Genomic DNA, 26,827 nt, shown 5'->3' with positions numbered 1-26,827 from the left:
CGATCCCGGGCCTGGACGACGACTTCCGCGTCATCGTGTCGCCGTGGATCCTGTCCGTGCTGACCACCGACCGCCTCTCGCGCAACTACGAGCTGGTCACCAAGCACAACCTCAAGTACCGCCGCTACTACCACCAGTTCGACTACTAAGAGCTGGCCGCAGGGCCGATATCTTGGCTGGTTGATATCTCGACCCTACACAAGGGCGTCCGCATTCGCGCGGGCGCCCTTTTTGCGTTGCCGTCGGCGCAGGGTGTCCTCGGCGGAAATCTCATCCCGGAATTTCGGCTCAGAGTGGGATGCGGTTTCCGGATGCGTCCCATTCTGAAGCCCCGAAACGGGACGCGCTTTCCGCTTGGGGTCCGATCCGGAAAGCTCATCCCGTTCCGAGCATCAAATCCGGGACATGCTTTCCGCGCTCCGCCCCTTGCAGAAAGCGCGTCTCCTTCCAAACACAAATCTTGCGGTACAGCTTCTGCAAAGACGCGAAGTGGCCGCTGACAGCAAAGAGGGGCTGCCGAGACAATGCCCGACGGCCCCTCCCCTCATAACTTGCTATCGATGCCAATCGCCACAAGGGCGCGGCTGCCTACTTGCTGATCGCGCCCGTCATATAGATAAACTGCACGCGATTTATATGTCCGCCCTGCTCGCCGTTGACAAAGTCCGTCGGCGTAAAGCCGGGGTTGAGCATTTCCTCGATCTTGTCCTTAACGGTGTCGATGACCTGAGTATCGAGATTGCTCGTTCGGTCGGTAAGCTCCTGCATGCCGTTGCCGAGCTCGGATGCGCCGCTGGCAAGCGTACCTGCACCCGAGGAGAGAAGATTCATGCCGCTAGCAAGGCTAGCAGCACCTGTCTTGAGCTGCGCCGCACCGTTGTTGAGCTGTGATGCGCCGTTGGCAAGCGCGGGCGTGGCACCGTTGAGCTGCTGTGTGCCCGCAGCAAGCTGGTCGGTGCCCGCGGCAAGAGCCGCGGCGCCATCGCTCAGCTGACCCGCGCCCGTTGCTGCAGAGCCAACACCGGCGACAAGACCGGGGTTCACGGCCGTGGGGTTTGCCGGGTTGATCGCGCTGTTCATATAGGCGATGGCTCCGGCCAGGCTCAGCTGTTGGCCATCCTGGACAGTGGTGTAGCCCTGAATGGCGCTATCGAGCGCGGTGACGGCACCCTGGGCGCCGCCCTGGGCGCCGGCCGCCTGGGCCAAAGTCGTAACCTGATCGGTAAGCGTGCCAAACATGGACTCGGCACCCTTAAGGCCCTGCGACACCTGCGTGTTAAGACCCTGCGCGCCCGCAACGGCATTGGATGCAGAATCGAGAAGCGCGGTAAGACCCGTCGCATCGGCGCTCGATGCCGCCGTGGCGGCGGCACCCGCGCTGGTAGCAGCACTGCCGGCACTTGCGGTGGCGGCATCCAGCTGTGCCGTAGCCTCGCTTAGCTTGGCTGCCGCAGCCTTGGCGGAGTCGAGATCGGCCGCGTTATCCAGCGCGTCCTGAGCATCGGCGACCGCCGCCTTGGCAGCGGCAATAGATGCAACGGTGCTCTCGGCGCCAGCCTTTGCGCTCTCGGCGTTAGCCTTTGCCGCATCGTTGCCCATGGCGCTCGCGGCCTGCTTTGCCCCGCCGAGCGCCTGCTGTGCACCGGCAAGGTACTGCCCCTCGTCGCTGAGCGCCGCCGTAAGACCCTGCGGCCCGTACAGCGCGCTGTAGGCGTTGCCCGACGTAGCGGTCACGGCGTCCTGGGCCGCCTTGGCCGCAGCCTGCGCCTTGGCAAGGTTTGCCTCCTGAGCCTGCTTGCCCAGCGTCAGCGCGTCGACGTACGTATCGGACCCAGCGGCAATTCCACTTATGCCGCCCGAGATCTGCTGTGCGCTCCCCTGCAGCTTGGAAAGGCCCGCCGAAAGATCGGACGCGCCGCCCTTAAGCTGCACGGCACCGGCATTAACCCCCTCGGCACCGGCATTAAGGTTGCTCACGCCTTCGACCAGCGTGGGGACCTGCGCGTTGAGCTGACTCGTACCCGCCGCGAGCGCAGCGGCGCCACTGGACAGCGTGCCGGCACCGGTATTGGCCGTGGCAAGCGAGGCCGCGAGCGTCTTGACACCGTCGGCAACCTGGCCAGCACCGCTATTGGCCGTAGCAATACCGTTGGAGAGCTCCACGAGCTGGCTCGTATCCATGCTGCTCGAGTCCACATCGATGGCAAGATTCAGCGGCACGCCGACAATCTGCCAGCCATCAAACTCAAAATCCTCAACATCAGTCGTAATGGTGTAGTCTCCGGTGCTGCCGGGAATCACCATGTAGGTAAGCTGCGTGTTGGAGCCGTTGGCAGCAACCGTGGCGCCCTCAGCCTCAATATCGTGTGCCTCGGCATCCTTAAGCTGACCGGTAATCTGAACCAGGTAGTTATCGGCATAATCGCCACCGGTATAGTCGTCATTCTTTTCGACCTTGAGCTTCATGGTGAGCTTGCCGCTCTTGCCCGCCAAATCCTTGGCGTCGATATCGCGGCCATCGAGCTGGTATGCCACGGTGACGTTCCACGGCATCTGAGTGTTCTTGTCCAGATCGCCCTGGTAGACAAAGTCCTGCACTCCCTGGCCCGTAACGGCAACCGACCCGCTGTCGTCCGTTAGTTTTTGAGTCGTCGATAGGTTGGTCACTTTGTTATAGGTGCCGGCATCGTCGATCTTGACGCCCTTATTGGCCTCGAAGCTATTGACCACGTAAACACCCGTGCGATTGCCGTCGGCATCGGTTTTGACGTATACGACCTGGTTTTTCTTATATCCCGGCGTGCTGTTATCGGAGTCCGTCGCCATCTGTTCACTCGTAGCCGAGGCAGCGCTCGTCGACCCTACGCCGTCGGCGAACACAACGGCACCGGGAACGGTAAGGGCCACGGTCAGACCGGCGGCAAGAGCGAGCGCAGCGATGCGCTTATGGGGACGACGTACAAGATCGCGTTGGGCTTTGAGCTCTTTCGAAGCGGTATCAGTGGTATGGGTATGCATTGCGGTATTCCTTCCAACTGCTTTGTAAAACGTTACTGAGCGGAGCCGTCCGCAGCCGATGCCTCGGTGGTATCCGAAACCGGATCCTGGGCATCCTTGGGCAAAAAATGAGCTTTGAGCGTGGTCTTGCCGATGAGGCCATCGAGCACATACAGGAAACCCGGCAGCGCAAAGAGTACGGCGACTAGGGAGATGCTCACGCCGACGCCCAGGAACCAGCCGATCTGCTTGAGCACGCCGTGGCTCGAGATCGCATGGATCAGGAAGCCACTGATTAGCAGAACCGATCCAGAGGTCAAAACAGGAATCGTGCAAGCTTCCATGGTCTCGAGTAGCGCTTCGCGCTTATGCATGGTCATGCGGTCCTCACGATAGCGGTCAGCAATCAGGATGCCGTAGTCGACGGCAACGCCCAGCTGGATGGAGCTCACAATTAAGTAGGCGAGGAAGAACTCGTGCATACCGGTGTAGAGCGGTGCAGCAAAGTTGACCCAGATCGAGGTCTCAATCACGAGCACCAAGATGATCGGCAGGCTCAGCGACTTGGTGGCCAGCAGCAAGACCGCGAACACGGCCACGACGGCGATGAGGTCGACCTTGCCCTTATCGACGGTGATGGTGTCCTTAAGGTCGGTGGTGCTCACGCCCTCGCCGGCGAGCATTGCCTTACCCGGATAATGTTTGTCCGCGATACAACGAATCTTCTTGACCAGCTTAAATGTACTCGGACCCTCGTAGGGCGCGGTAACCGTGAGCACCAAACGGCTGTAGTGCTCTCCCTCCACCAGATCGAGCGTGTCCTTTTCGGCCATGCCCGTGGGGATATAGGGACTCGCAACGTCAACATAGCTCTGGATGGACTTGACCTCGGGGAGCGCCTTGAGCTCATTGGAGAGTGCCTGCTCCTCGCTCACCTCTCCACGGGGAACGAGCACAACGTAGGTATCGGAGTTGCCAAAGACCTCCTTGACCTTGTCCATATCCTGACCAAGCCGCGTATCCGAACCAAAAATGTGCGAAGTGCCGTAGTAGTACGTGATATCGCTGGAGGTCGATGCCACACGCGCAGGGTAAACCACGGCGAGGATCACGACGGCAGCGGGGATACAGACCTTGAGCACCAGACGGGCGAACTTACCCAGCGGCGGGACAAAGGGCCTGTGCTGCGATTTTTGCACAAAGCCATCGAACTGAACGAACATCGAAGGAACAAAGGTAAAGACCGATACCAGGCTGATGGCGATACCCTTTGCAAGGGCAAGACCAAGGTCGGGGCCGATCTTAAACTGCATGGCGGCAAGCGCGATAAAGCCGATGCAGACCGTGCAACCGCTCGAAAACACGGCGACCGAGGACAGGCAGCACGACTGCACCATGTCTTCGGCAACGCTGCCGTGGCGGCCACGCTCCTCGTTAAAGCGGTGCAGCAAAAAGACCGAGAAGTCCAGCGCGATGGCAACCTGCAAAATGGAGCCCGCAGAGTTGGTGACAAAGCTAATCTCGCCAAAGATGAGGTTGGTGCCCCAGTTGATAAACACCGAGACGCCCAGGCCCAGCAGCACCAGGATGGGTTCGGCCCAGCTGGTAGTCGTGATGACCAGAATCACGAAGATAATCGCTATGACAGCGACCGTGATAATGCTGATCTGCTGCTCGGTCGATGTGGTGGCGAGCGCGTTAGACATGGCCGAGCCCGTAATGGCGCCCTCGTCGCCCACGATATCTCGAATAGCGTCGGTTGCCTCGATCTCCTTTTCGGAATTAACCGTCACCGTAAACAGGGCGTTGTTCTTTTTGTAATAGGTCTCAACGGTGTCTTTGTCTTGCGTGGCAAGCGGCTGATCGATATCTGCCGCGTCGTCAAGCCATAGGACCTCCTCGACGCCGTCGACCTTTTTGATTTTGTCCTTGTATTTGAGCGCCTGAGCGATCGAGACATTGGGCACCATAACGCGACAGTTGGGAATGTCACCCTCAAACTCATCACCCATGGTATTCAGAGCGACGGTCGACGCCGCTTCGTCGGGCAGATAGCTCGTAATGTCGTAGTTAACGCCTACAAACTGGCGCAGGAACAGGCATACCAGTGCTGCCACCGCATAGAACGCGATGATGGGTTTGCGGTGCTTCACGACCCATCGAAATAGCTTCTCTTTCAACCTCAATCCTCCATAACGCTCAGCCTATGTTTTGCTCTTTGTTATATTCCACATTTGGTAGTTATACAACATGTGTAGGATAAAGGCGCCATAAAGATATGCGATTGACGCGGCCCCGGAGCCAAAACAGCCGCTGCAGAAGCAGTTCGGAAAAGGTCCTCAGCGGAAACTGCATCCCAGTTTTTAGACGAAAAACGGGATATGGTTTCTGGTTGGCCTAGATAATCGTCAGATTTAGCTGAGCGTCTGCCCCTATGTTTCCAAATGAATACGGTGTGAGCTGCGGACAAGGATTTTCCCCGCAAGCACTCTAGTATGCTAAAGTACCCAAAAGACCGGCGGAGCTATGCCGGTCGTTTGTTCTGTATGCAACACAGCATGAGGAGGCTCACCAGATGACGGCCACACCGTGGGGATTCCGGGACATATTGCCCGAGGAGGCTCAGGCACGCGAGGAGATCGCATGTACGGTGAAGGGCTGCTTTAGGGAGCATCATTACCTTCCGGTCGAGACGCCGCTGCTCGAGGACAAGGGTTCGCTCGAGGAAGGCGGCCGCATTGCGGACACGCCGTTTAAGCTCTTTGATGACGACGGCCGCCTGCTGGTGGTCCGTCCCGACAACACGCTGCCGATCGTGCGCCTGGTTTCGACCCGCATGCGCGCGGCCGATCTGCCGCTGCGCCTGCGCTATGAGGCGCCGGTGGTTCGCGAGTGTCAGCGCAATGCCGGCGGCTCGCGTCAGTTTACGCAACTGGGTTTTGAGCTCATCGGCGCGGGCGACACCGCGGGCGATGTCGAGATTGTCTCACTGGTCGCCGAGGCCGTGCGCAAGCTGGCACTTCCCGGTGCGCGCATTATCGCGGGCAGCGTGCGTCCGTTTAAGGAACTGCTCGCGGCCTGTGAGGATCGCGAACTGGCTGCCGAGGCCCTGCGCTGCGTGCATGCCAACGACTTTGTGGGCCTCGATGCCCGCGTGGCTGCCAGCGCCGAGTCCGATGCCGTCAAGGCCACCATTAGCGAGCTGCCGCGTCTGCACGGCGGAGCCGAGGTGCTCGATCGCGTGGATGCGTTGCTGGTTGCCGCCGGTATCGTCGCGCCGCTCACGCACGAGTTACGCGCTCTGGTCGAGGGCTTGGCTCCCGAGGACGCCCAGGTGCTGTCCTTCGACTTCTCCATCATGAACTCGTTTGATTACTATACGGGCCTGGTCTTTAAGGCCTATGCCGGCGGCTTGCCCGATCCGGTCGGTTCGGGCGGACGCTACGACTCCATCTTTACCGGTGCATTTGGCGACGGCATCGAGGTACCGGCGGCGGGCTTCGCCTTTTCGCTCGAGCGTCTGGAGGCAGCGCACACTTCGGCCGAGGACGCCGCTTCCGACGGCGATCACGCCGCGGGTCGTGGCGCCGAGGGCCCGCTGCGCATCGCCGTGCCCAAGGGCTCGCTTAAGGCCGACACGCTCAACGTGCTCGAGGCCGCGGGTCTGGACGTCTCTGAGCTGCGTGACCCCGGCCGTCACCTGATTGTGCGCGGCCGCGACACGCGTGCCGGCGAGGGCGCGGTCGGCGGTATCGAGTTTGTCATCGTGCGTCCCAGCGACGCGCCCGCCTTTGTGGGCTGTGGCGGTGCCGACTGCGGCATCTGCGGTTGGGATTCGCTTATCGAGGCAGACCTCAACTTGCTGCAGCTGGTCGATCTGGGCTACGGCCTGTGCACCTTTATCGAGGCGGAGCCCGCGTGGCGCGCCGGCCAGGCCGAGCGCAACTATGCCCGCCGCGGGTCGCTTCGCGTGGCCACCAAGTATCCGCGCATCGCGAGTGCCTGGTATGCCGAGCGCGGCGTGAACGCCGACATCGTTTCGCTGCACGGCAATATTGAGCTGGGCCCCATTGTCGGTATGACCGACCGTATCGTGGATATCACCGCCACGGGCGCCACGCTGCGCGACAACGACCTGGTTATTACCGGTCGCATTATGGACTGCACGGCGCGATTCTTCGTCAACCCGGGTGCCGCGCGCCTGGATCCGCGCGTACGCAATCTGGCAGATCGCCTGACCGCGGCCGTGAAGGACAAGCATTTTGAGCCCGTCGCGGGCTCGGCACAATAGCGCGAGCACGCACGGGCGCCCCAACGTACGGGCTGCGGGCCGTTGGCGCCGCCGCCCGACCTCTCGTTTTTCGAACATAATCTCGACCGATAGGGGATACCGATATGAAGACGATCAAGCTTGCTCCCGGTGAGCGCCTCGTTACCAACCAGCTCAACCGCAAGGGCGTGTTGCCACAAAACATCGTCGACGCCGCCCGCGATATCGTGGCCAACGTACGCGCCAACGGCGATGCCGCGGTGCGCGATTACTGCCAGCGTTTTGACGGCGTTGAGCTGCAGAGTTTTCGCCTGCCGCAGGAGCAGATTGATGCTGCACTCGAAGGCCTCGATCCTGCCTTTGTCGCGGCTCTCGAAAAGGCCGCACGCCAGATCCGCGAGTTCCACCAGCGTGAGGTCGAGCAGAGCTGGTTTACCACGCGCCCGGACGGCACGATGCTCGGCGTTAAGGTGACCCCGCTTGCCGCTGCCGGCATTTACGTGCCGGGCGGTCGTGCGCAGTATCCCTCCACGGTGCTTATGAACGCCATTCCTGCCAAGGTGGCTGGCGTTAAGCGCGTGGTCATGGTGACCCCGCCGCAAAAAGATGGCCTAATCAGCCCCTATACGCTCGCGGCCGCCAAGCTCGGCGGCGTGGACGAGATCTATATGGTGGGTGGCGCCCAGGCCGTGGCCGCGCTGGCGTACGGTACCGAGACCATTCCGCGTGTCGACAAGATTACCGGCCCGGGTAACGCCTTTGTCGCCGCTGCCAAGCAGATTGTCTCGGGTGACGTGGGTATCGATATGGTTGCTGGTCCCTCCGAGGTCTGCGTGCTGGCCGACGCCACGGCCAAGCCCATGGTGGTCGCGGCCGACCTGATGGCCCAGGCCGAGCACGATCCGCTGGCGGCCTGCTATCTGGTGACCTGCGACGAGCAGTTTGCGCGTGAGGTCGAGGCGGGTATCGACATCCTGGTGGCGCAGTCCCCGCGTGCCGAGATTACGCGCGCTTCGCTCGACAATGAGGGCACCATCGTGGTGGCCGCCGACATGGCTGCCGCCGTCGAGGCCGTGAACACGGTGGCGCCTGAGCACCTTGAGCTGCACTGCAAGGACGCGATGGGCCTGCTCGGCGGCATTCGCAACGCCGGCGCTATCTTTGTGGGCGCTTGGAGCTCGGAGCCGCTCGGCGATTACGTTGCCGGCCCCAATCACACGCTACCGACCGGCGGCACGGCCATGTTCTCCAACCCGCTTTCGGTGGAGGAGTTCGTCAAGCGCTCGAGTGTCATTTGCTATACACCCGAGGGCCTGCTCTCTGACGCTCCCGCCACACAGCGTCTAGCCGAGGCCGAGGGCCTGTGGGCGCACGCGCTTTCTGCTGCCCTGCGTCGTCGCGTGCTGGAGCAGGGCGAGGATGCCGTGAGTGCCGCGTCTCTGGCCGCGGCGGACCTGACCAAGGTCGCCTGGCCGGGCGACGCCGTGGCGACGGTTGCTGAGGGCGTGGACCTGGCGGCGGCTGCGGGCGGTGCCGCTGGCGCGACCGGCGAGGAGGTCTAACATGGCCGAACTCACGCCGCGCATGAAGGAGCTCGTCCAGCCCTACTTGACCGGCATCGAGCCCTACGATCCCAACTTTACGCCCACGCGCATCAATCTTTCGGCCAACGAGAACACCTATCCCGTGCCCGCTGGCGTGCGCAAGGCGGTTGATGCGGCCTCGGCTACCACGCCGCTCAACCGCTATCCCGATCCCATGTCTAACGATCTGCGCGACGAGCTGGCCGCTTGGCATGGCGTGACGCGCGAGAGCATCTGCGTGGGCAACGGCGGTGACGAGCTGCTCTATAACTACCTGCTGGCGTTTGGCGGCGCGGGGCGGACCCTGCTCAACTGCCCGCCGTGCTTTAGCGAGTATGCCTTCTTTGCGTCTCTGTGCCAGACCGAGGTGCGCGACGTGTGGCGTGATCCGACGAGCTTTGAGCTCGACCAGGCAGCCGTGCTCGCCGCGGCGCCGGAGTGCAACCTGGCCATCGTGACCTCGCCCAATAACCCCACGGGCGACGTGGCGCCGCTCGACTTTGTCGCGGCGCTGTGCGATGCGTGCCCCGGCATGGTCATGGTCGACGAGGCCTACGTGGAGTTTGCCGACGATTCGTTTGGCGCGGCAACTACGGCGCAAGGCCTTATTGCCGAGCATCCTAACCTGGTGATTCTGCATACACTGTCCAAGGCATTCGGCGCCGCCGGCACGCGCCTGGGCTATGTGATCGCGGCGCCCGAGGTCATCGACGTGTTCGCGGCGATTCGCCAGATCTATTCGGTCAACGTGCTGAGCCAGGCGGCAGCACTTGCCTGCGTGCGTGCCCGCGATGCCTACGCACCTGTGGTGGCGCAGGTCGCATCCGAGCGTGAGCGCGAGCTGGCCGCTCTGCGCGTGATGGCTGCCGAGGGCTTGCCCGCGGAGGCGTGGCCGAGCGCGGCGAACTTTGTGCTTGTGCGCACGCCGCATGCCACGCGCGTGCGCGAGCGTCTGCGCGACGAGTATTCAATTTTGGTGCGCGACTTTAGTTACGCGCCGGGGCTCGCGGACTGTCTGCGCATTACCGTAGGCACGCCGCGGGAAAACGATGAGGTACTGGCCGCGTTTGCCGCGCTGGTGAAGGAGGAGATGTAGATGGACCGTTATGCCGAGGTGACCCGCAAGACGGGGGAGACCGACATTGTCGTAAAGCTCGACCTGGACGGATGCGGCGTGTGTGATATCTCGACCGGCGTACCGTTTTTCGACCACATGCTCAACGCTTTTGGCCGCCATGGCCTGTTCGATTTGACGGTGCACGCGGTGAGCGACGTCGAGGTCGATGCGCATCATACCGTCGAGGACACGGGCATCGTGCTGGGCGAGGCGTTTTGCCAGGCGCTGGGCGACAAGGCGGGCATTACGCGCTTTGCCGACGCGGCGATCGCCATGGACGAGACGCTTGTGATGGCTGCTGTTGATATTTCGGGCCGCGGGCAGGCCTACTGCGAGCTGCCCGTGCCGACTGAGCGCGTGGGCAGCTTCGATACCGAGCTGGCCGTCGAGTTCTTCTACGCCTTTGCGCGCGATGCCAAGCTCACGCTGCACGTGCGCGAGCTGGTGGGCGGCAACTCGCATCACATTATCGAGGCCGCCTTTAAGGCCGTGGGCCGCACGATGCGCCGCGCCTGCGAGCTGGACCCCCGCGTGCAGGGCATTCCCAGCACCAAGGGCTCGCTGTAACCGCTACAAAGACAAAAACCACCACGAAGGTGCCTGTCCCCTTTGTGGTGGTTTTGGATGATGGGAAGAGGAGGGTCGCGTGGGCGAACCGAAGATCGTGGTGGTCGATTACCACAAGGGCAACTTGTCGAGCGTTACGCGCGGGCTTGCGCGCGCCGGTGCCGCCGCCTGCACGTCGGACGATCCGGAGCAGATCCGCAACGCCGACGGCCTGGTCATCCCGGGCGTGGGCGCGTTCTATGACGCGATCGCCTTTATGCGCCAGAGCGGCGAGGCGGACGCGGTGCTCGATGCCGTCGCCGCCGGAACTCCGCTGCTCGGCATCTGCCTGGGCCTTCAGCTATTTTTTGAGCGCGGCAACGAGGGCGTGCCTGCGGACGAGGGCGCGGTCGCCGACGGCAACGCCTCCGAGCAGGCTGGCGGTCCCTGGGTCGATGGCCTGGGTATTATGCGCGGCTCGTGCACACGCTTGGAGTCGAGCCGCCTGAAGGTGCCGCACGTGGGCTGGGACCAGGTGCACATGACGCCCGCCGGTGCGGCCGATCCGCTGCTTACTGGTTTTGCCGAGGGTGCCAACATGTACTTCACCCACAGCTACGCGGTGGCCGACGATGCCGATGCCGCCGATGTGCTGGCGCGCACGCACTATACGCGGAGCTTCCCGTGCATCGTGCGCCATGGCAACGTGTGGGGTTGCCAGTTCCATCCCGAGAAATCCTCCGCGCTGGGTCAGCGCATCCTTAAGAACTTCGTCAACATCGTCGAGGAGGCCGGCCGATGATCCTGTTTCCCGCAATCGATCTGATCGGCGGCAAGGTCGTGCGCCTGGAGCGCGGCGACCGGAGTCGCTGCAAGGTATATTCCGACGACCCCGTGGCCGTTGCTCGCTCGTTTGCCGAGCAGGGCGCAAGCTGGGTGCACGTCGTCGACCTGTCCGCTGCCTTTGGCGAGGACGAGGACACATGCGCTGCCAACTCGGCGGCGATTAAGGCCATCTGCGGCGTCGACGGTCTGTCCGTGGACGTGGGCGGCGGCGTCCGCTCGCTCGCGCGCATCGACGAGTTGGCCGGCTACGGTGCGCGCCGCATCGCGCTGGGCACGGTGCTGGTGACCGAGCCGGGTTTTGCTGAGGTGGCAGCCCAAGGCTTTGGCGAGCTGCTGGTCGCCGACATTGCCGCACGCGACGGCCAGGTTAAGGTGAACGGCTGGCGCGACGGCGCGGGCGTGGTGCTCGACGATGCCGTGGCGCAGCTTACCGAGCTGGGCTTTAAGCATCTGGTGTATACCGACATCGCGCGCGATGGCATGCAGACGGGCATCGATGTGGCGGCGTATCGCCATGTGGCCGAGGTCGCGGGCTTTCCCGTCGTGGCATCGGGTGGCATCTCGACACTCGACGACATCCGCGCACTGGCCGCGGTGGGCGAGGTCGCGATTGAAGGCGCCATTACCGGCCGTGCGCTCTACGAAGGCAACTTTACGCTGGCACAGGCGCTGGCCGCCGCCCGAGGGGAGGAGTAGCCCATGCTTACCAAGCGCGTGATTCCCTGCCTGGACGTCAAGGACGGTCGTGTGGTCAAGGGCGTCAACTTTGTGAGCTTACGCGATGCGGGCGATCCGGTGGAGCTGGCGCGTGCCTATGACCGCGAGGGTGCGGACGAGGTCGTCTTCCTGGACATTACCGCCACGAGCGACAACCGTGCGACGACTATCGAGATGGCGGCGCATGCGGCCGAGGAGCTCGCTATTCCCTATACCGTGGGTGGCGGTTTCCGCGACTTGGCGGGCATGCGGACCATGGTTGCCGCCGGTGCCGATAAGGTGTCGCTCAACTCTGCCGCCGTGCGCGACCCGTCGCTGATTAGCCAGGCTGCCGCGGCGTTTGGTAGCCAGGCCGTGGTCGTGGCGATCGATGCCAAGCGCGTCGGTTTGCCCGGCGCATCTGGTGCCGACAAGTGGGAGGTCTTCACGGCGGGCGGCCGCAACGCCACGGGCATCGACGCGGTGGCGTGGGCCGAGGAGGTGGCTCGTCGCGGCGCCGGCGAGATCTTGCTTACCAGCATGGATCGCGACGGCACCAAGGCCGGCTTTGACCTGGCGCTCACCCGCGCCGTGGCACGTGCGGTGCCGATTCCGGTGATTGCGAGCGGCGGCGTGGGCACGCTCGAACATTTTGCCGAGGGCGTGATCGAGGGCGAGGCCGATGCCGTGCTGGCGGCGAGCGTCTTTCACTTTGGGACGTTCAGCATTCGCGAAGTCAAAGAGTATATGGCCTCTCAAGGTATTCCTGTGAGGCTGGACTTCTAATGCTGCGGCTTGCCCAGGCACCCGACCTTCCGGCTCCAACCCTCCTCGCGTACTTAAGTACGCGTCGTCGGGCTTGTCGCTCGGAATCTCGGGCACCTGGACAACCCTCGCCGACCGGCGATGTTTAAATTGGGGAATTGAAATGAGAGAAATTACTACTCCAGCGGATCTTAAATACGACGCCAAAGGATTGATTCCTTGTGTGGTTCAGCAGTATGACACCGGTGAGGTGCTTATGGTTGCTTGGATGAACGAGGAATCGGTGGCGCTGACGCTCAAGACCGGGACCATGTGGTTTTGGAGCCGCAGTCGCCAGGAGCTCTGGAATAAGGGCGCGACGAGCGGCAATATGCAGGAGGTCAAGGAGCTCTGGGCCGACTGCGATAGCGATACGCTGCTGGTCAAGGTCGACTCGCCGGGTCCGGCCTGCCATACCGGCAACCGTACCTGCTTCTTTAAGAAACTCGCGTAGGGCGGGCGCTCGATTAGACGCTCGGCCACCAGAAAGGATTGAACCATGGGTGTGCGCACCGCAAACGTTCAGGATGGAAATATCGGTGAGACGCTGACGGGGCTCGCCGAGGTGATTCACGGTCGTCGTGATGCATCGCCGCAGGAGAGCTATACCGCCCGTCTGTTGACCGACGTCGAGGATGAGCTGCTCAAGAAGCTTGCCGAGGAGGCGAGCGAGGTGATTATGGCCTGCAAGGACAACGACCACGACCACATCCGCTACGAAGCTGGCGACCTGGTCTACCATCTGCTCGTAACGCTCGAACGCTACGGTATCACCCTCGACGAGCTGGCCGGCGAACTCAACGCCCGCCGCCACTAGTCTTAGGCGAGGGGCGTGGACTCCCATTCGCCGGTGGGGTGGGGGATGTCGAAGGTTCGATAACCGCAGTCGTAGGCGTGGGCCTGGGCCTCGCGGATGCTCCGGCAGATATCGCAGGCGCGGTGCGCGTCCGAGCCAAAGGTGATGGGTACCTCGGCGTGGGCAAAGCAACGCAACAGCCCCGTCGAGGGGTAATAGTCGTCGAGGCCCTTGCGCGGCGCGGCGGTCGAAACCTCAACGCGGCGGCCTGTATCGTGTGCGCACTCTGCCATCTGCTCCCAAAACGGTGCCGGATCAAAATCGGGCGCAAAGCCCTCCTTCGAAAAGCGCATGAACAGGTCGGGGTGAGCCATCACATCAAAGTTAAGCGGGCTTTCGCAAGCGTGGCACCAGTCGTCGACGTAGCGCTCCCACACGCCGCGTACCCCCAGGTTTTCCCAAACGTGCAGGTTGGTGTCGTCGTCGATCCAACCGCAAAGGGAATCGGGTGTATCGGGGCGAGCGACGTTTTCCGTTCCCGCCGCACCCGCGGCACCGGCCATGATATCGCCTGGGTTGCCAATCCAATGCACACTGCCCAGGCGCACTATGGCACTCGCGGACCAGCGCTCAACCAGAGGCTCGCAACCTTCGTACCAGTCGCATTCAAAGCCATAGATAAGCTCGAGCTCCGGCGCAATCTGCGCGGCGAGTTTGCGGGCGTCCTCAAAGGCCAGACGATGTGCCGGCAGGTCGCCCTCGACAACCTGCACTTCGCAGTTGGCGTCCATGCTGGCGGGCAGGGTGAGATGGTCGGTCGAGACCATGACGCGGCAACCGGCCGCAGCAGCGGCGCGAACGTTGTCCTCAAACGAGGCATGTCCGTCCGAAAACGAGGTGTGGGTATGGCAATCGACCAGCGGGCACATGGGCATAGCGGCTCCTTTGCGTCAAGCGAATCCGCTTCATTGTAATGGCGCAGCTCTCAACACGCCGGGCACGCCGGGGGGTCGAAATCGATTGGAAAGGCTGCGCGGCGCGCGGTGCGGCCTCGCTTGCGCTCTCAAAACATGTACATCAGCCTCCAAAAGCTGCAGAAAATGACATGTTTGGAGGCTGATGTACATGTTTGGATGAGGCGGTGGAGTGTCGGTTTCTTGCGGGCGAGGAAAATCGCGCTCATCGCGCGCCGTCACATCCGCGCAGCCCGCGATGTGCTAGCGTTTGGGTGAACAAAACGAGCCCGTGCGGAAAGGAGCCGGACCGTATGCCATGCGATAGCACATCTCCGCTGTCTTGCGAGACCGATGCGCCCGAGACCATCGTCAAGCTGGAATGCGACATCGACGACGCGTCGCCCGAGGTGCTCGCCTACGCTGCCGACCGCCTGCGCGAGGCGGGTGCGCGCGAGGTGCATTGGCTGCCCCTCTATTGCAAGAAAGGCCGCCCCAGCTGGCAGCTACAGGTAATCTGTGCTCACGAGGATATCGAGCGTCTGCAGACGATCATCTTTTTGGAAACCACGACCAATGGTATCCGTCGCCAGGTTATGGAGCGCGTTTGCCTGCCACGCCGCTTTGAGCGCGTAACGACGCCATGGGGCGAGGTGTCCGTCAAGGTGGCCACCCTGCCCGACGGCAGTGAGTGTGCGGCACCCGAGTACGAGGACTGCGCCCGCCTTGCCCGTGAGCACAACGTGCCGCTCCAGCGCGTGATGCAGGCGGCGCAAGCCGTGGCACTGCGATTTGAGTAACGCGGCCGGTGGCGACATCCTGCGCCCAGCCATATCAACCCCATTCGAAAGGATCTCCCCATGAAATACCTCATCGCCTCCGACATCCATGGCTCGGCATATTGGACCGAGCGCCTGGTCGCCGCCATCGAATCCGAGCAGCCCGACCGCATTGTGCTGCTGGGCGACCTGCTCTACCACGGTCCGCGCAACGACCTGCCGCGCGATTACGCCCCCAAGCGCGTGATCCCGCTGCTCAACGCCCTGGCCGACCGCATCGTCGCGGTGCGCGGCAACTGCGACGCCGAGGTCGACCAGATGGTGCTCGACTTCCCCATCATGGCCGACTACGCCACGCTGTTCGACGAGACCGGCCGCGAGCTGTTCCTGACGCACGGCCATGTCTTTGGCGCCGGCATGCACAACAGCGTCGACCACGCGCCCGCGCTGCCCGAGGGCTCCGCGCTCGTCTACGGCCATACGCACATCAAGGTCAACGAGGAAAGCGCCGCACACCCGGGCCTGTGGCTCTTCAACCCCGGCAGCGTGAGCATCCCCAAGGACGGCACGCATAGCTACGGCATCTACGAGGGCGGAGCGTTCCGCCACGTGATCCTGGAGGAGGACTAACCATGGCGCAGCACATGGCTCAGCAAAATGCCGAGGGCTCGCGCGATTTGTCCACGCTGGTCGACGCGTCGGCCGAGCTACAACATCTGGTGCAGACCGTCTGGCGCTTGCGTCAGCCCGACGGCTGCCCGTGGGACCGCGAGCAGACGCACCGCAGCATTGGCAAGAACATGATCGAGGAGGCCTACGAGGCGCTCGACTGCATCGAGGCGGACGACGCGGTTCACCTGCGCGAGGAGCTGGGTGACGTGCTCATGCAGGTCGTGCTGCATGCGCAGATCGCGGCGGACGCCGGCGAGTTTACGCTGGCCGACGTGGCGCGCGATATTGACGCCAAGCTCATTCGCCGCCACCCACACGTATTTGGCGATGCGGATGCCGAGAGCTCCGACGAGGTGCTCAAGATCTGGGACGAGGTCAAGCTTGCCGAGAAGGCCGCCAAGGACAAGGCTGTGGCAGCAGGCGAGGCCGCGCCCGAGGGTCTGCTCGATGGCGTGCCCACGCATCTGCCGGCGCTGATGCAGGCCCAGAAGGTGTCGCGCAAGGCGGCTGCCGTGGGCTTTGAGTGGGAGACGGTCCAGGATGTGTGGGACGAGGTCGCCGAGGAGCGTGCCGAGTTTGAGGCCGAGGCCCCTGGCTCGCCCGAGCGCGAAATGGAGTTTGGCGACCTGCTCTTTGCCTTGGCCAACGTCGCGCGCAAGGAGGGCATTGACGCCGAGAGCGCCCTTCGTGCCAGCACGGCAAAGTTCCGCCGTCGCTGGGCTGCGATGGAACAGATGGCGGCCGATGCCCACGTTGATCTTGCCGAGCTTTCGACCCATGGGCTCAACGACCTGTGGGACGCAGCAAAGGCAGGGGAGTAAGACTGCGGGAACGACGGGCTGACACGCCTCATCGTTCCCGCTAAATTTTTCGAAAATCAAGTGTATCCCTCGGCTAACTTAGGGCATAATGCAAAAAGTGCGACAAGGCTAACTTATGAACCTGCGCGCCTCTACAGCGTGCAAGCCGCGTCGCCAAGCATTCAACCCGTTTCCAAGTGAGAGGGAGACAACATGAGCGATATTTTGGACGTCTACGGTCGTGAGGTGCTCGACAGCCGCGGCAATCCCACCGTCGAGGTCGAGGTCGTGCTCGAGGACGGCAGCTTTGGCCGCGCAATGGTGCCTTCGGGTGCTTCGACCGGCGCCTTTGAGGCCTGCGAGCTGCGCGATGGCGACAAGGGCCGCTACCTGGGCAAGGGCGTTTCGCAGGCCGTCGAGCACGTTAACAACGAGTGCGCTAACGCCGTCGTGGGCCTCGACGCCTTCGACCAGCGCGCCGTCGATGCCGCGCTGATTGCCGCGGACGGTACGCCCAACAAGACCAAGCTCGGCGCCAACGCCATCCTGGGCGTGTCGCTGGCCGTTGCCCGCGCCGCAGCCGAGTCGGCGGGCCTGTCGCTGTACCAGTACCTGGGCGGCGTCAATGCCCACCTGCTGCCCACGCCCATGATGAACATCCTCAACGGCGGTGTGCATGCCGACAATAACGTCGACTTCCAGGAGTTCATGATCATGCCGGTGGGCGCCCCGAGCTTTGCCGAGGGCCTGCGTTGGTGCGCCGAGGTCTACCACACCCTCAAGGGCGTGCTGCACGAGGCCGGCCTGGGCGGCGGCGTGGGCGACGAGGGCGGCTTTGCCCCCAACCTTAAGACCAATGCCGAGCCGTTCGAGTACATCACCAAGGCCGTCGAGAAGGCTGGCTTTAAGCCCGGCGTCGACTTCATGTACGCCATGGACCCGGCCTCGACCGAGTTCTACAACGCCGAGACCGGCATGTATGAGCTCAAGGGCGAGGGCGTTGAGTACACGAGCGCCCAGATGGTCGATTACTGGGAGAAGCTCGTCGACACCTATCCCATCATCTCCATCGAGGACGGCATGGCCGAGGAGGACTGGGACGGCTGGGTCGAGCTTACCCGTCGCATTGGCAACAAGGTGCAGCTGGTGGGCGACGACCTGTTCGTCACCAACACCGAGCGCCTCAAGAAGGGTATCGAGCTGGGCGCCGCCAACGCGATCCTGGTCAAGGTCAACCAGATCGGCACACTCACCGAGTCGCTCGAGGCCATCGAGACCGCCAAGGAGGCTGGTTACGCCTGCATCGTGAGCCACCGTTCCGGCGAGACCGAGGACTCCACGATCGCCGACCTGGTCGTGGGCGTCAACGCCGGCCAGATCAAGTCGGGCGCCCCGTGCCGCAGCGACCGTATCGCCAAGTACAACCAGCTCATTCGCATCGAGGACGAGCTCGAGGGCAGTGCGCGCTACGCCGGCAAGGCAGCGTTTTACAACATTCGCTAAACAAGTGGTGCACGCGGGGAGCGGGGTTGACTCGGCTCCGTTCCACTTCTGATGGCCGCCATTGGGCGCTGGGCCATATGGCTCAGCGCCTTTTTTATGTCGAGCAAAGGCTGGCGAAGGCGGTGCGGGCGCTCGTGCTATAACTAAAGGACTTAGCGCAAACAAACCTCAACCGCACAAGGCGCACATGGATCAGATTTACGACAACAGGTACTATTCCGCCGGTTCGCGTGAGCCGTCGCCTCGCCGTGCGCGCACGGTGCAGCTCCGTGGGTCCGCCTACGCCGGCGCCGACCGCTCCATGCAGCGCCCGACAAGTACCTCGCGCCCCAATGCTCAAGTGAATACTTCGACAGATGGACCAGTGCGCCCAGCACGTTCGTCGCATGCTCAGCGCTCGTCGGCTCAAACGCATGATAGGTCGAGCAGGCCCTCGAACCGTCTTTCGGGCTCGGACTTTATGCACTACGCCAACGACAACGCGGTGGTCAAGGCGATCTACGACTTTACCCACGGTCCTCAGCGAGGGCTATTCATCGGCATCGTCGTTGCCCTGGTGCTCGTGAGCCTGTATTTCCCCGTGCGCGACCTGTACGTGGCAAAGCGTTCGAGCGATATCTTGGCCAAGCAGGTCGAGATTCGCCAGCAATACAATGATGAGCTGCAAAAAAGCGTCGACAAGCTGCTCTCGGAGGAGGGTATCAAGGACGCGGCATCCGAGGACCTAGGCCTGGTGATGCCCGGCGAGAAGAGGATTGAAGTGCAGGGCCTGGACGGCGATTCGGATGCCTCGTCGAGCCAGAAGTCGTCGAACGCCAAGAAGGCCAGCGAAGTTGCCAAGGAAATCGAAAAAGTCGGTAAGGACGCGCCGTGGTACATCCAGGCGCTCGACATGCTGTTTGGGTTTAACGGCGTCGAGGGTCAGACGGTCGCGTCCAGCGGCGAGTAGGCGAGTAGCGCCCGGAGGGGAGCCCGCAATGGCAGATTGCAAACGATATAAGGTGGCCGCGATTGACCTGGGAACGGTGTCGTCGCGACTGGTGTTGGCGCAGGTCGAGGCCGGGGCGATCGTGGAATCGTCCAAGCATACCGAGATCACCGACTTGGGCGAGGGCGTGGACGCGACGGGGCGCTTTTGCGAGGCGGCCGTTGAGCGCGTGCTCGTTGCGTGCCGCATGTTTGTGGACGAAGCCCGTACCTTTGGGGCCGCGTGCGTCTGCACCACCTGCACGAGTGCCGCGCGCGATGCGTCCAATGCCGCGCTGCTGCTGGACGGTCTGCGCGATCTGGGGCTCGAACCGCAGGTGATTCCGGGCGAGGTTGAGGCGCGCCTGACGTTTTTTGGCGTGGCACACGACTTTGCTGGCGAGCGCATCATCGTCGCCGATTCGGGCGGTGGCTCCACGGAGCTCGCGACGGGCGTCTATGCGCCTGAGCGCGGGGTCTTTGCGCTGGAGGGAACGCGCTCACTGGACATCGGTTGCCGTCGCGTGACGGAGCGGTTTTTCTCTGCGCTGCCGCCGTCGACGAATGAGCTTGCGGTTGCCGCCGCGTGGGCGGGCGAGCAGTTCTCCGCCTATTTTGAGGGCCTGCCTGTCGACTTTGAGCGCGCCGAGCGCCTCGTCGCGGTGGGCGGTACCGTCACCACGCTCGTGGCGCTGGTCCACGAACTGGAGCCGTACGACTCGAGCTTTGTGCACCTGCGCGAGCTTTCGATGGAGCAGATCTCGGCCGCCATCGATCGTATATCTACGCTGGATGTGGAGGGTATCGCTGCGCTGCCGGGCGTGCAGCCCAAGCGCGCGGGCGTGATTCTGGCCGGCGCCGTGGTGATTCGCGAGCTCATGCGCGCCGGTGGCTACGATGCGCTCACCGTAAGCGAGAACAGCCTACTCGCTGGCATGGTCGCCACCATCAACGAGGTTCTCGACGGCGCGACTCCCACCATCGCCTGGACCCCCAGCCTCAGCGCCCTCTAAATAAGTTGCGGTGAAATACGGACTAAAATCGCCCTTTCGGGCACCAAACAGTCCCTATTCCACCGCAACTCAACAGCCGGCACCTGGGGACAGTCCTTGCGGGGCGTCCCCACAGCGCCTATGCCAGCTTGTCGATCTGCCCAATCTCCCAAAGCGGAATATTGATGAGCATGCCCTCGTCTCTATATGCCGCCAGGGAGCTCCTCACGCAACGCTCGAGTTTGAATTTTTCGCAGGCTATTTTCAGACTCTTCGCTTTAAGGTTCTCTGCCGCCTTGACCTCAAGCGGAAGCACGGTTCCCGCATGGTCGATGGCAAAGTCGGTTTCGGCATTGCCGGAGGTAGAGGACCAATACGCGGGAGTTTTGTCCTGGAGCAAAAGCTCCTGCGCGACGTATTGTTCGGTCAGCGAACCTTTGAACTCGGTAAAAACAGCGGATCCGTTAAGAACGATGGCCGGAGAGAGACCGGAGAGCGCTCCGAGGATGCCGGTGTCGATGCAGAACAGTTTGAAGCCCGAGAGGTCTTCGTAGCTCGAGAGCGGCGCCTTTAGAGCGGAAACACGTGGCACCTTATGAACGATTCCGTAGTCCGTGAGCCACTGGAGGCTTTCCTCGAAATCGCGTGCGCGCGCTCCGGGACGAAGGGCGCCATAGACAAACTTCTTGTTCTCCTTTGCAAGCTGGCCGGGAAGGGATTTCCAAACCAACCTCATGCGCTCGATGATGCGGGCGGGTGCATGTTTGCCAAAATCGGATTCGTAAGCCTCGATGATTTGCTGCTGAAGCCTTCGGGCTTCGATGAAATCGCGTGTCTCGGCGAAAGCGGAGACAACTTCGGGCATACCGCCGACAACAAGGTATTCCTTGAGCAAGTGCTCGAGCTTTTCGGTAACGTTTGCCAGAAGGTTCATGTCTGCGGCAAGGATGGCGTCGGCGAGCGGGTTGCCGTCGACGGCACGAACGAACTCAGCAAACCCCATGGGACGCATGGTGAGCTGGTCGATTTTGCCGACGGGAAATGACTCGTTTTCGCGTCGGAGCGCGAGGCTCATATAGGAACCGGCTGCTACGATGTGGTATTCGGGTGCAAGCTCGTTGAAGTACTTGAGCGAGGTGATCCCGCGTGGCGCCTCTTGGATCTCGTCGAAGATGATGAGCGTGTCTTCCGGCGTTACGGTTTGGCCACGTAGGAGTTCTATCTGGGAGATGATGCGCTTGGGGTCGAGGTTCCCATCGAACAGCGAGCGTGTGCTCGGCTCGAGCATAAAGTCAAAACGAATGACGTTTCGATACTGCTGGCTTGCGAATTCGTTAAGAAGCCAAGTCTTTCCTGTCTGGCGGGCTCCCTTAAGCATGAGAGGTTTGCGATTCGCCCTTGATTTCCAAGCGATAAGTTCACTCATAAGCTGTCGCTGCATATTGCCTCCCAACCCTCTCGGCTAGTATAAGGCCATTTGGGAGTTTCCATCGGAAAATGTGGGAGACAACCACGTTTTTCCATCGGAAAATGTGGGAGACAACCACGTTTTTCCATCGGAAAATGTGTAAATACCAACCTAAGTTGCGGTGGAATAGTTCCTAAATGGGCTGATAAACTGCCAAAACAGGAACTATTCCACCGCAACTTAGAGCCCCGCCGGCGTGTAAAAGAAACGAGCCCGCATCCCTTGGGGACACGGGCTCGAAAGCTCCATATGGTAGGGGCGGTGGGACGTCCGCGCATTTGCTGCGCAAATACGCACCGGCTTCGGCCGCCTGTCGGCGCCCTCGCCGGCTCGCTTCGGACGCTGCGCGTCCGCTTAACGCTCGCCCCCTCGCGGGTTCGAGTCCCACCGGCATCTTAAAGAAGCGAGCCCGCATCCCTGGGGAACACGGGCTCGCAAGCAATCACATGGTAGGGGCGGTGGGACTCGAACCCACAATCCTTGCGGCGAGAGATTTTAAGTCTCCTGCGTATGCCAATTCCGCCACGCCCCCGTGAGACTAGAAGTCTAGCACAAGCCGTCCGTTACGCGTTGACGGCCATCGAGTGTTGGCCCGACTTCTCCAGGAACTCTTGGAACTTTGCCTCGTCGCCCTTGTTTTGATACTGCAGGGCCAGCAGGTACTCCAGTCGGCAGCGCTTGACCGGGTCGTCGCCGACATCCTCGAGCATGCGCTCCAGCTCGGGAATGTCGTTGTGGCGCTTGAGGATCATCGTGTCGTACATCAGCTGGCATTCGTGTGCGACTGTCTCGGCCTGACCGCCCTCAAAGCCCTTGATCTCGTGCAGCAACTCCTTGGCCTTTTTGCGGTCCTCCTGGCCAACGTAGTAGTTAAAAGCTTTGATCACCAGGTCGACGCGCTGCATCTTGGGCAGGTTGAGCCCCAGCAGCAGGTCGAACATCTCGCTGGCGTGCTCGTGGTCCTCGCGCAGCAGATAGGAGTTCAGACGCAGGTAGTCGCGGTTGTAGCGCGGGTACAGCATGCTGGTGAGTTTGCCGTCGAGCAAACGATCGAACTCATCCCACTGCTTGGCGGCCATCAATTGCTGCAGGCGTTTAAACGTGGTGCGTTTTTTGACGCTAAAGAACACCGACAAGGCGATGCAGATGATAACGACGGCGGTCCAGAGGGTGCGGGAATCGGGCATATTAGGGTCCTTAGTCGCTCATAAAGCGAGCGGTATGACAACACGTACTAGATGTATTATACGCAGCGCGCAAGCAAACTGGCATAAAAGCTCATCGAGGCCGAGTGCCATCGCTCGCTGCGGTACACTTACCTAAAGTAAACCATGAAGGGAGACATTACCTATGAAGAAGATCGTTTTGGCTTGCGGTGCTGGCGCTGCTACTTCCACGCTCGTTGCCCAGAAGGTCGCTACCTTGCTCGACGCCAACGGTTACGCCGACAAGTACGAGATCGTGCAGTGCGCCATCTCCGAGGCCAAGGACTACTGCGACGAGGGCGCCGACCTGCTGATCGCCACCACCGTTGCCCCCGAAGGCCTCACCTGCCCGTACGTGAGCGGCGTGCCCTTCATGACCGGCATGAACCGCGTCGCTGCCGAGAAGGCCGTTCTCGACGTCATGGCTCAGTAGGCGCTGACTGCATGAGTGAGCAGAACGCCAACCCGGTAGAGCTCTTTGGTATGCGCGTTGCCCATGTGGGCATTAACGCCACCGACCCGGCAGACGCCCTGGAGATCGCGGAGCTGTTCTCGACGATGATGGGCCTGCCCGTCATCGAGACCCCGGTTTCGTACTTCAACGATTCGCTGGTCGAGATCATGAAGCAGAACGGTCGTGGCACCAAGGGCCACATCGGCTTTGCCGTTAACGACATCGATGCAGCTGAGAAGTGGTTTGCCGAGCGCGGGCTCGAGGTCAACGAAGAGTCGCGCGCGCTGCTGCCCGACGGTGGTACCAAGCTCGTGTACTTTAAGCGCGAGTTCGCCGGTTTCGCCGTGCACCTGTGCCGCGAGTAGCGCACAAGCTGCCATAGCTGGCAAAAAGGGATAGGGCCGCGTGGCCCTATCCCTTTATTTATGCCGAGGGGCTTCCTATCGTGGCAGGCGAATCGTAAAGCGGCTGCCGACCCCTTCGACCGAGGTCACACCGATGACGCCGCCGTGGCTGTCGACGATCCACTTGGCGATCGCAAGCCCCAGACCCGAACCCTGTGCGCCGGCATCGCGCGCGTTGTCGGCACGGTAGAACCGCTCGAACGCGTGAGCTGCGGATTCCTGGTTCATGCCGATGCCCTCGTCCTCAACACTTATGTCGATCGTGCCCGCGCCCGCATCCGGCGTTATGCCAAATGTGACGGTCGTTCCCGCATCCGAGTACTTGGCGGCGTTTTGCACGATCACGCGCAGAGCCTGCTTCACGAGCGCCACGTCGACGGGCGCGTCGCAGCGCGGGTCGCTGGCAAGCGCAGCGTCAGAAGCCAGCCGATACGTGTGCTCGGTATCGATCATCTGCGATTCTTCGCATACCTCGCTGACCAGTGCAGCCAAGTTGGTATGCGCGCGCCGCAGGACCGTGCGCCCGGCATCGCCGCGCGCCAAAAACAGCAGCTGCTCCACAAGCTCTTGCATGTGCTCGCTTTCGGCCTTGAGGGACGCGATGGATTCCGCCAGCACGTCCGGGTCGTCCTTACCCCAGCGGTCGAGCATGTTCACGTAGCCCTGAATCACCGCGATGGGCGTGCGCAGCTCGTGGCTCGCGTCGTTGACAAAGCGCATCTGCTGCAGCTTGGCCTCTTGCATCTGGCGCAGCAGGCGGTTGAGTGCGACCTTGGTGCTTGCCAGGTCGGCGTCGCCGGTGGTGACGCTCGGCGAGTCGACGCTTGCGCGCTCGATGGCCTGCTCCAGTGTTTCCATTTTGCCGCCGGCGAGTTGCATGCGGCCGAGTTCGTCCACGCGCAGGGCCAGATCGTTGAGCGGCGCCATGGTGCGGCGCACGCGGCGGGCGCCGCCGAGCATGTTGAGCACGCTGATGACCTGCCAACCCACAACGACAAGGTAGAGAGGCCATAGCGTGACGAGGTCCTGCGCGAGGGGGAAAGTCTTGGTGGTACGCGCGAGCTCGACGGTATAGGTGAGCGTTGTCAGGTCCCAGCCGCGCGCGGGCGTCAGCGTCATGCCGCGAACGGTGGCGCTGGGGATCCATCCTGCGGTAAACGCGCCGTTGGGCAGCGTCTGGTTGTATCCATAGACAAGGATCGCCGCCACAATCACTACTAGCAGCAGGTCGAGCCAAACGTAGCTCATCAGGCGGCGCCACATATAGCTCCAGTTGATGGCGCGGGCGATGGAGGTGACGCGCTTGGCCTCGGCGTTACGCGCGGCAGACATAGCCCACCCCGCGCACGGTTTGGATGATGCGGGCGCCGCCGGCGTCCTCGATCTTGGCGCGTAGATGCGCGATGTGCACGTCGACGTTGTTGGTGTCGCCCATGTATTCGTAGCCCAGCGCTTCGTGCGCGATGCGCTCGCGTGTGAGCACGGTCTCGGCATGTGCCATAAGCAGGGCGAGGACGTCGAACTCGCGGGCGGTCAGCACGATGGGCGAGCCGCCGACCGTGACTTCGCGGCGGTCGGGATCGAGCGCGACCGAACCCACGGTGAGCGCGGCGGGGGAGGGCGCGGCTGAGGTCTTGGCCGAGTCTCCAGCCGGGGGTATCGCAGCGGCACCCGTAGCGCCCTCCCCGGCCCCAACGCCGCCAACGCCCGAAGCCGCCCGCACGGCCTCCGAGCGCTTCAGCGCAACGCGGATCCGTGCGAACAACTCCTCAATCGCAAACGGCTTGGTCAGGTAATCGTCGGCGCCGGCATCGAGCCCGGCCACCTTGTCCATCACGGCATCTCGCGCGGTGACCATAATCACCGGCACATCCTTGTGCTTGCGGACACGCCGCAGGACCTCCATGCCGTTGAGCTGTGGCAACAGCACATCGAGCAGAATCAGATCGTAGTCGCGCTCCAGCGCCAGGTCCACGGCGGTGCGGCCGTCAGCGGCGTGCTCCACCTGGTAGCCCTCGTGCTCCAGCTCGAGCGTCACAAAGCGGGCGATTTTCTCCTCGTCCTCTACGATCAGGATCCGTGCCATGTGTGCCCCCGTCTGCGATTACTTGTCGTCGTTCAGATTTTGCTTGATGTCGTCCGCGGCGTCGGCGGCGTGATTCATAAGGTTGTTGATGCTGCCGGGCACGTCGTCGTCGCTGTCGATGCGGTAGCGCATGCCAAAGAACAGGCCAATCAGCATCAGCCAAATCGTAGCGCCCCAGGCAAACAGGGCGATGATGGGGATCAGGATGGGGATGTTGAGGATGATCGCATCGCGGCGCGTGGCGATAAACTTGGTGTCCAGGCTCAGGCGGAAGAGCTTTTTGAGGTACTCCCACACGCTGTCCATCTTCTTGGAGAAGTCGGTCTTTTCGCTCGACTTCTCGTAGGCTGCCTGCGCGGCGACCATCTCGGCCGAGGGCTCATCGACCGGCACGGACTCGGTGGCGGCGTGCGCCGATGTGGTCTGCGTCTTGCCCTGCGACTCGAGCCAAATGATGGCGTCCAAAACGTTGCCGTCGGCGGCGTCGAGCGCGGCCTTGGCATCGGTGTAGCTCACGTTGCACTTGGTGCGGATGGTTTCAACTTTTTCGAGGTCGTCCATGACCTGTCCTTTCGTTCGATGGGCGCGAGCGTTGCGTTCGGCGGCCTGCGTTGCGCGGCGCCGCCCCGCCCTTGGTCGAACTCTATAGTGCAGGTTATAGATTAAGCGATTCTTGAGCCAAGATTAATGTTGGATGAGTTTTTGGGTAGCGGTGGGAAAAGTATTAGACCTCGATAGCGGGGGATGTGGTGCCGGTGCAAAACGGCGTCAAAGGTTGGTCGAGCAGGCGGTTTCTCCATTGATGTCCGCACAGCATGTGACACTTACCCTGCCGCCCCGCTCTGCCGCGGCGGCATGCGTCTGAACAACGACCCTCTAAGGAGTTCGAT

25 protein-coding genes and 1 tRNA gene are annotated in these 26,827 nt (G+C 62.3%); 17 read left to right on the top strand and 9 right to left on the bottom strand.

The annotated features are described in order from the left end of the window. Nucleotides 1-588: 588 nt before the first annotated feature. Together AB5405_RS06370 and AB5405_RS06365 are read right to left on the bottom strand one after the other, a co-directional pair. The gene (locus AB5405_RS06370) at nucleotides 589-3,018 is read right to left on the bottom strand and encodes a hypothetical protein (protein ID WP_368137929.1); all 2,430 of its coding nucleotides are present in this window, start codon (nucleotides 3,016-3,018) and stop codon (nucleotides 589-591) included. Nucleotides 3,019-3,050: 32 nt separating this feature from the next. Further along, the gene (locus AB5405_RS06365; protein ID WP_368137928.1) at nucleotides 3,051-5,177 is read right to left on the bottom strand and encodes an efflux RND transporter permease subunit; all 2,127 of its coding nucleotides are present in this window, start codon (nucleotides 5,175-5,177) and stop codon (nucleotides 3,051-3,053) included. Between the two features lie 395 nt (nucleotides 5,178-5,572). On the opposite strand from AB5405_RS06365, the gene hisG reads away from it, so the two are divergent. The 9 genes from hisG to hisE all read left to right on the top strand — a co-directional run bounded on the left by hisG (nucleotide 5,573) and on the right by hisE (nucleotide 13,676). Further along, nucleotides 5,573-7,288, top strand: coding sequence for an ATP phosphoribosyltransferase (gene hisG / locus AB5405_RS06360; protein ID WP_368137927.1), 1,716 nt, complete (start codon nucleotides 5,573-5,575; stop codon nucleotides 7,286-7,288). A 104-nt stretch (nucleotides 7,289-7,392) separates the two neighbouring features. Continuing rightward, a complete protein-coding gene (gene hisD, locus AB5405_RS06355) occupies nucleotides 7,393-8,829 on the top strand; it encodes a histidinol dehydrogenase (protein ID WP_368137926.1) in 1,437 nt (478 codons plus the stop codon). A 1-nt stretch (nucleotide 8,830) separates the two neighbouring features. Next, on the top strand, nucleotides 8,831-9,946 hold the full coding sequence (gene hisC / locus AB5405_RS06350) for a histidinol-phosphate transaminase (protein WP_368137925.1): 1,116 nt from the start codon (nucleotides 8,831-8,833) through the stop codon (nucleotides 9,944-9,946). Further along, complete coding sequence (hisB, locus tag AB5405_RS06345; RefSeq protein ID WP_368137924.1) at nucleotides 9,947-10,534, top strand: imidazoleglycerol-phosphate dehydratase HisB; 588 nt, start codon at nucleotides 9,947-9,949, stop codon at nucleotides 10,532-10,534. It abuts the gene before it with no gap. 79 nt (nucleotides 10,535-10,613) lie between these two features. Next, nucleotides 10,614-11,315: an imidazole glycerol phosphate synthase subunit HisH gene (gene hisH / locus AB5405_RS06340; RefSeq protein WP_368137923.1), complete on the top strand. Its 702-nt coding sequence runs from the start codon at nucleotides 10,614-10,616 to the stop codon at nucleotides 11,313-11,315. Continuing rightward, on the top strand, nucleotides 11,312-12,055 hold the full coding sequence (locus AB5405_RS06335) for a 1-(5-phosphoribosyl)-5-[(5-phosphoribosylamino)methylideneamino]imidazole-4-carboxamide isomerase (RefSeq protein ID WP_368137922.1): 744 nt from the start codon (nucleotides 11,312-11,314) through the stop codon (nucleotides 12,053-12,055). Before hisH ends, AB5405_RS06335 begins: the two co-directional genes overlap by 4 nt. A 3-nt stretch (nucleotides 12,056-12,058) precedes the next feature. Next, a complete protein-coding gene (gene hisF / locus AB5405_RS06330; RefSeq protein ID WP_368137921.1) occupies nucleotides 12,059-12,841 on the top strand; it encodes an imidazole glycerol phosphate synthase subunit HisF in 783 nt (260 codons plus the stop codon). A 142-nt stretch (nucleotides 12,842-12,983) separates the two neighbouring features. Next, entirely contained in the window at nucleotides 12,984-13,313 is a 330-nt protein-coding gene (hisI, locus tag AB5405_RS06325; protein WP_368137920.1) for a phosphoribosyl-AMP cyclohydrolase, read from the top strand. Between the two features lie 45 nt (nucleotides 13,314-13,358). After that, nucleotides 13,359-13,676, top strand: a complete 318-nt coding sequence (hisE, locus tag AB5405_RS06320) for a phosphoribosyl-ATP diphosphatase (protein ID WP_006235893.1) — start codon at nucleotides 13,359-13,361, stop codon at nucleotides 13,674-13,676. Nucleotides 13,677-13,678: 2 nt separating this feature from the next. Here hisE and AB5405_RS06315 read toward each other — a convergent pair whose 3' ends face one another. Next, a complete protein-coding gene (locus AB5405_RS06315; protein WP_368137919.1) occupies nucleotides 13,679-14,590 on the bottom strand; it encodes a PHP domain-containing protein in 912 nt (303 codons plus the stop codon). A 332-nt stretch (nucleotides 14,591-14,922) separates the two neighbouring features. Between AB5405_RS06315 and larC2 the strand changes: the two genes are divergently transcribed. The 6 genes from larC2 (at nucleotide 14,923) to AB5405_RS06285 (ending at nucleotide 20,341) form a co-directional block, all read left to right on the top strand. Continuing rightward, a complete protein-coding gene (larC2, locus tag AB5405_RS06310) occupies nucleotides 14,923-15,408 on the top strand; it encodes a nickel pincer cofactor biosynthesis protein LarC2 (protein ID WP_368137918.1) in 486 nt (161 codons plus the stop codon). Between the two features lie 60 nt (nucleotides 15,409-15,468). Next, a complete protein-coding gene (gene yfcE, locus AB5405_RS06305) occupies nucleotides 15,469-16,017 on the top strand; it encodes a phosphodiesterase (RefSeq protein WP_368137917.1) in 549 nt (182 codons plus the stop codon). Nucleotides 16,018-16,019: 2 nt separating this feature from the next. Beyond that, on the top strand, nucleotides 16,020-16,880 hold the full coding sequence (gene mazG, locus AB5405_RS06300; protein WP_368137916.1) for a nucleoside triphosphate pyrophosphohydrolase: 861 nt from the start codon (nucleotides 16,020-16,022) through the stop codon (nucleotides 16,878-16,880). 192 nt (nucleotides 16,881-17,072) lie between these two features. Next, nucleotides 17,073-18,362 carry a phosphopyruvate hydratase gene (eno, locus tag AB5405_RS06295; protein WP_117564903.1) on the top strand — a complete coding sequence of 430 codons (1,290 nt, stop codon included), beginning with the start codon at nucleotides 17,073-17,075 and terminating at the stop codon, nucleotides 18,360-18,362. Nucleotides 18,363-18,549: 187 nt separating this feature from the next. Continuing rightward, nucleotides 18,550-19,311: a hypothetical protein gene (locus AB5405_RS06290; RefSeq protein WP_368137915.1), complete on the top strand. Its 762-nt coding sequence runs from the start codon at nucleotides 18,550-18,552 to the stop codon at nucleotides 19,309-19,311. 28 nt (nucleotides 19,312-19,339) lie between these two features. After that, nucleotides 19,340-20,341 carry a Ppx/GppA phosphatase family protein gene (locus tag AB5405_RS06285; protein ID WP_368137914.1) on the top strand — a complete coding sequence of 334 codons (1,002 nt, stop codon included), beginning with the start codon at nucleotides 19,340-19,342 and terminating at the stop codon, nucleotides 20,339-20,341. Between the two features lie 118 nt (nucleotides 20,342-20,459). Here AB5405_RS06285 and AB5405_RS06280 read toward each other — a convergent pair whose 3' ends face one another. The 3 genes from AB5405_RS06280 to AB5405_RS06270 form a co-directional block, all read right to left on the bottom strand. Continuing rightward, nucleotides 20,460-21,761 (bottom strand): ATP-binding protein, encoded by a 1,302-nt coding sequence (locus AB5405_RS06280; protein ID WP_368137913.1) that lies wholly within the window; start codon nucleotides 21,759-21,761, stop codon nucleotides 20,460-20,462. A gap of 474 nt (nucleotides 21,762-22,235) precedes the next feature. Then, nucleotides 22,236-22,320 (bottom strand) — tRNA-Leu (locus tag AB5405_RS06275). 31 nt (nucleotides 22,321-22,351) lie between these two features. Then, nucleotides 22,352-22,975 (bottom strand): hypothetical protein, encoded by a 624-nt coding sequence (locus tag AB5405_RS06270; RefSeq protein WP_368137912.1) that lies wholly within the window; start codon nucleotides 22,973-22,975, stop codon nucleotides 22,352-22,354. A 163-nt stretch (nucleotides 22,976-23,138) separates the two neighbouring features. Between AB5405_RS06270 and AB5405_RS06265 the strand changes: the two genes are divergently transcribed. Both AB5405_RS06265 and AB5405_RS06260 read left to right on the top strand, forming a co-directional pair. Beyond that, a complete protein-coding gene (locus AB5405_RS06265) occupies nucleotides 23,139-23,426 on the top strand; it encodes a PTS sugar transporter subunit IIB (RefSeq protein WP_006235903.1) in 288 nt (95 codons plus the stop codon). An 11-nt stretch (nucleotides 23,427-23,437) separates the two neighbouring features. Further along, a complete protein-coding gene (locus tag AB5405_RS06260) occupies nucleotides 23,438-23,812 on the top strand; it encodes a VOC family protein (RefSeq protein WP_055310391.1) in 375 nt (124 codons plus the stop codon). A 75-nt stretch (nucleotides 23,813-23,887) separates the two neighbouring features. Here the strand turns inward: AB5405_RS06260 and AB5405_RS06255 are convergent, their stop codons facing one another. Genes AB5405_RS06255 through AB5405_RS06245 form a run of 3 tightly spaced genes read right to left on the bottom strand, consistent with a single transcriptional unit; the run spans nucleotide 23,888 to nucleotide 26,498 of the window. Continuing rightward, nucleotides 23,888-25,183, bottom strand: coding sequence for a sensor histidine kinase (locus AB5405_RS06255; protein ID WP_368137911.1), 1,296 nt, complete (start codon nucleotides 25,181-25,183; stop codon nucleotides 23,888-23,890). Continuing rightward, nucleotides 25,167-25,937, bottom strand: coding sequence for a response regulator transcription factor (locus AB5405_RS06250; RefSeq protein WP_368137910.1), 771 nt, complete (start codon nucleotides 25,935-25,937; stop codon nucleotides 25,167-25,169). The genes AB5405_RS06255 and AB5405_RS06250 overlap by 17 nt, the downstream gene beginning before the upstream one ends. 18 nt (nucleotides 25,938-25,955) lie before the next feature. After that, nucleotides 25,956-26,498: a UBA domain-containing protein gene (locus tag AB5405_RS06245; RefSeq protein WP_368137909.1), complete on the bottom strand. Its 543-nt coding sequence runs from the start codon at nucleotides 26,496-26,498 to the stop codon at nucleotides 25,956-25,958. Nucleotides 26,499-26,827 lie beyond the last annotated feature (329 nt).

The organism is Collinsella aerofaciens (genome assembly GCF_040920445.1).
GTDB classification, from domain to species: domain Bacteria; phylum Actinomycetota; class Coriobacteriia; order Coriobacteriales; family Coriobacteriaceae; genus Collinsella; species Collinsella aerofaciens_BH.
The sequence above is the reverse complement of the archived record's forward strand: the minus strand, read 5'-3'. Positions and strand labels throughout refer to the sequence as shown.

Bases quoted from the DNA above. Each gene is read 5' to 3' on its own strand.
- AB5405_RS06370 (WP_368137929.1), bottom strand. From the start codon at position 3,018: ATGCATACCCATACCACTGATACCGCTTCGAAAGAGCTCAAAGCCCAA.
- hisG (WP_368137927.1), top strand. From the start codon at position 5,573: ATGACGGCCACACCGTGGGGATTCCGGGACATATTGCCCGAGGAGGCT.
- hisD (WP_368137926.1), top strand. From the start codon at position 7,393: ATGAAGACGATCAAGCTTGCTCCCGGTGAGCGCCTCGTTACCAACCAG.
- hisC (WP_368137925.1), top strand. From the start codon at position 8,831: ATGGCCGAACTCACGCCGCGCATGAAGGAGCTCGTCCAGCCCTACTTG.
- hisB (WP_368137924.1), top strand. From the start codon at position 9,947: ATGGACCGTTATGCCGAGGTGACCCGCAAGACGGGGGAGACCGACATT.
- AB5405_RS06335 (WP_368137922.1), top strand. From the start codon at position 11,312: ATGATCCTGTTTCCCGCAATCGATCTGATCGGCGGCAAGGTCGTGCGC.
- hisF (WP_368137921.1), top strand. From the start codon at position 12,059: ATGCTTACCAAGCGCGTGATTCCCTGCCTGGACGTCAAGGACGGTCGT.
- hisI (WP_368137920.1), top strand. From the start codon at position 12,984: ATGAGAGAAATTACTACTCCAGCGGATCTTAAATACGACGCCAAAGGA.
- hisE (WP_006235893.1), top strand. From the start codon at position 13,359: ATGGGTGTGCGCACCGCAAACGTTCAGGATGGAAATATCGGTGAGACG.
- AB5405_RS06315 (WP_368137919.1), bottom strand. From the start codon at position 14,590: ATGCCCATGTGCCCGCTGGTCGATTGCCATACCCACACCTCGTTTTCG.
- larC2 (WP_368137918.1), top strand. From the start codon at position 14,923: ATGCCATGCGATAGCACATCTCCGCTGTCTTGCGAGACCGATGCGCCC.
- yfcE (WP_368137917.1), top strand. From the start codon at position 15,469: ATGAAATACCTCATCGCCTCCGACATCCATGGCTCGGCATATTGGACC.
- mazG (WP_368137916.1), top strand. From the start codon at position 16,020: ATGGCGCAGCACATGGCTCAGCAAAATGCCGAGGGCTCGCGCGATTTG.
- eno (WP_117564903.1), top strand. From the start codon at position 17,073: ATGAGCGATATTTTGGACGTCTACGGTCGTGAGGTGCTCGACAGCCGC.
- AB5405_RS06290 (WP_368137915.1), top strand. From the start codon at position 18,550: ATGGATCAGATTTACGACAACAGGTACTATTCCGCCGGTTCGCGTGAG.
- AB5405_RS06285 (WP_368137914.1), top strand. From the start codon at position 19,340: ATGGCAGATTGCAAACGATATAAGGTGGCCGCGATTGACCTGGGAACG.
- AB5405_RS06280 (WP_368137913.1), bottom strand. From the start codon at position 21,761: ATGCAGCGACAGCTTATGAGTGAACTTATCGCTTGGAAATCAAGGGCG.
- AB5405_RS06270 (WP_368137912.1), bottom strand. From the start codon at position 22,975: ATGCCCGATTCCCGCACCCTCTGGACCGCCGTCGTTATCATCTGCATC.
- AB5405_RS06265 (WP_006235903.1), top strand. From the start codon at position 23,139: ATGAAGAAGATCGTTTTGGCTTGCGGTGCTGGCGCTGCTACTTCCACG.
- AB5405_RS06260 (WP_055310391.1), top strand. From the start codon at position 23,438: ATGAGTGAGCAGAACGCCAACCCGGTAGAGCTCTTTGGTATGCGCGTT.
- AB5405_RS06255 (WP_368137911.1), bottom strand. From the start codon at position 25,183: ATGTCTGCCGCGCGTAACGCCGAGGCCAAGCGCGTCACCTCCATCGCC.
- AB5405_RS06250 (WP_368137910.1), bottom strand. From the start codon at position 25,937: ATGGCACGGATCCTGATCGTAGAGGACGAGGAGAAAATCGCCCGCTTT.
- AB5405_RS06245 (WP_368137909.1), bottom strand. From the start codon at position 26,498: ATGGACGACCTCGAAAAAGTTGAAACCATCCGCACCAAGTGCAACGTG.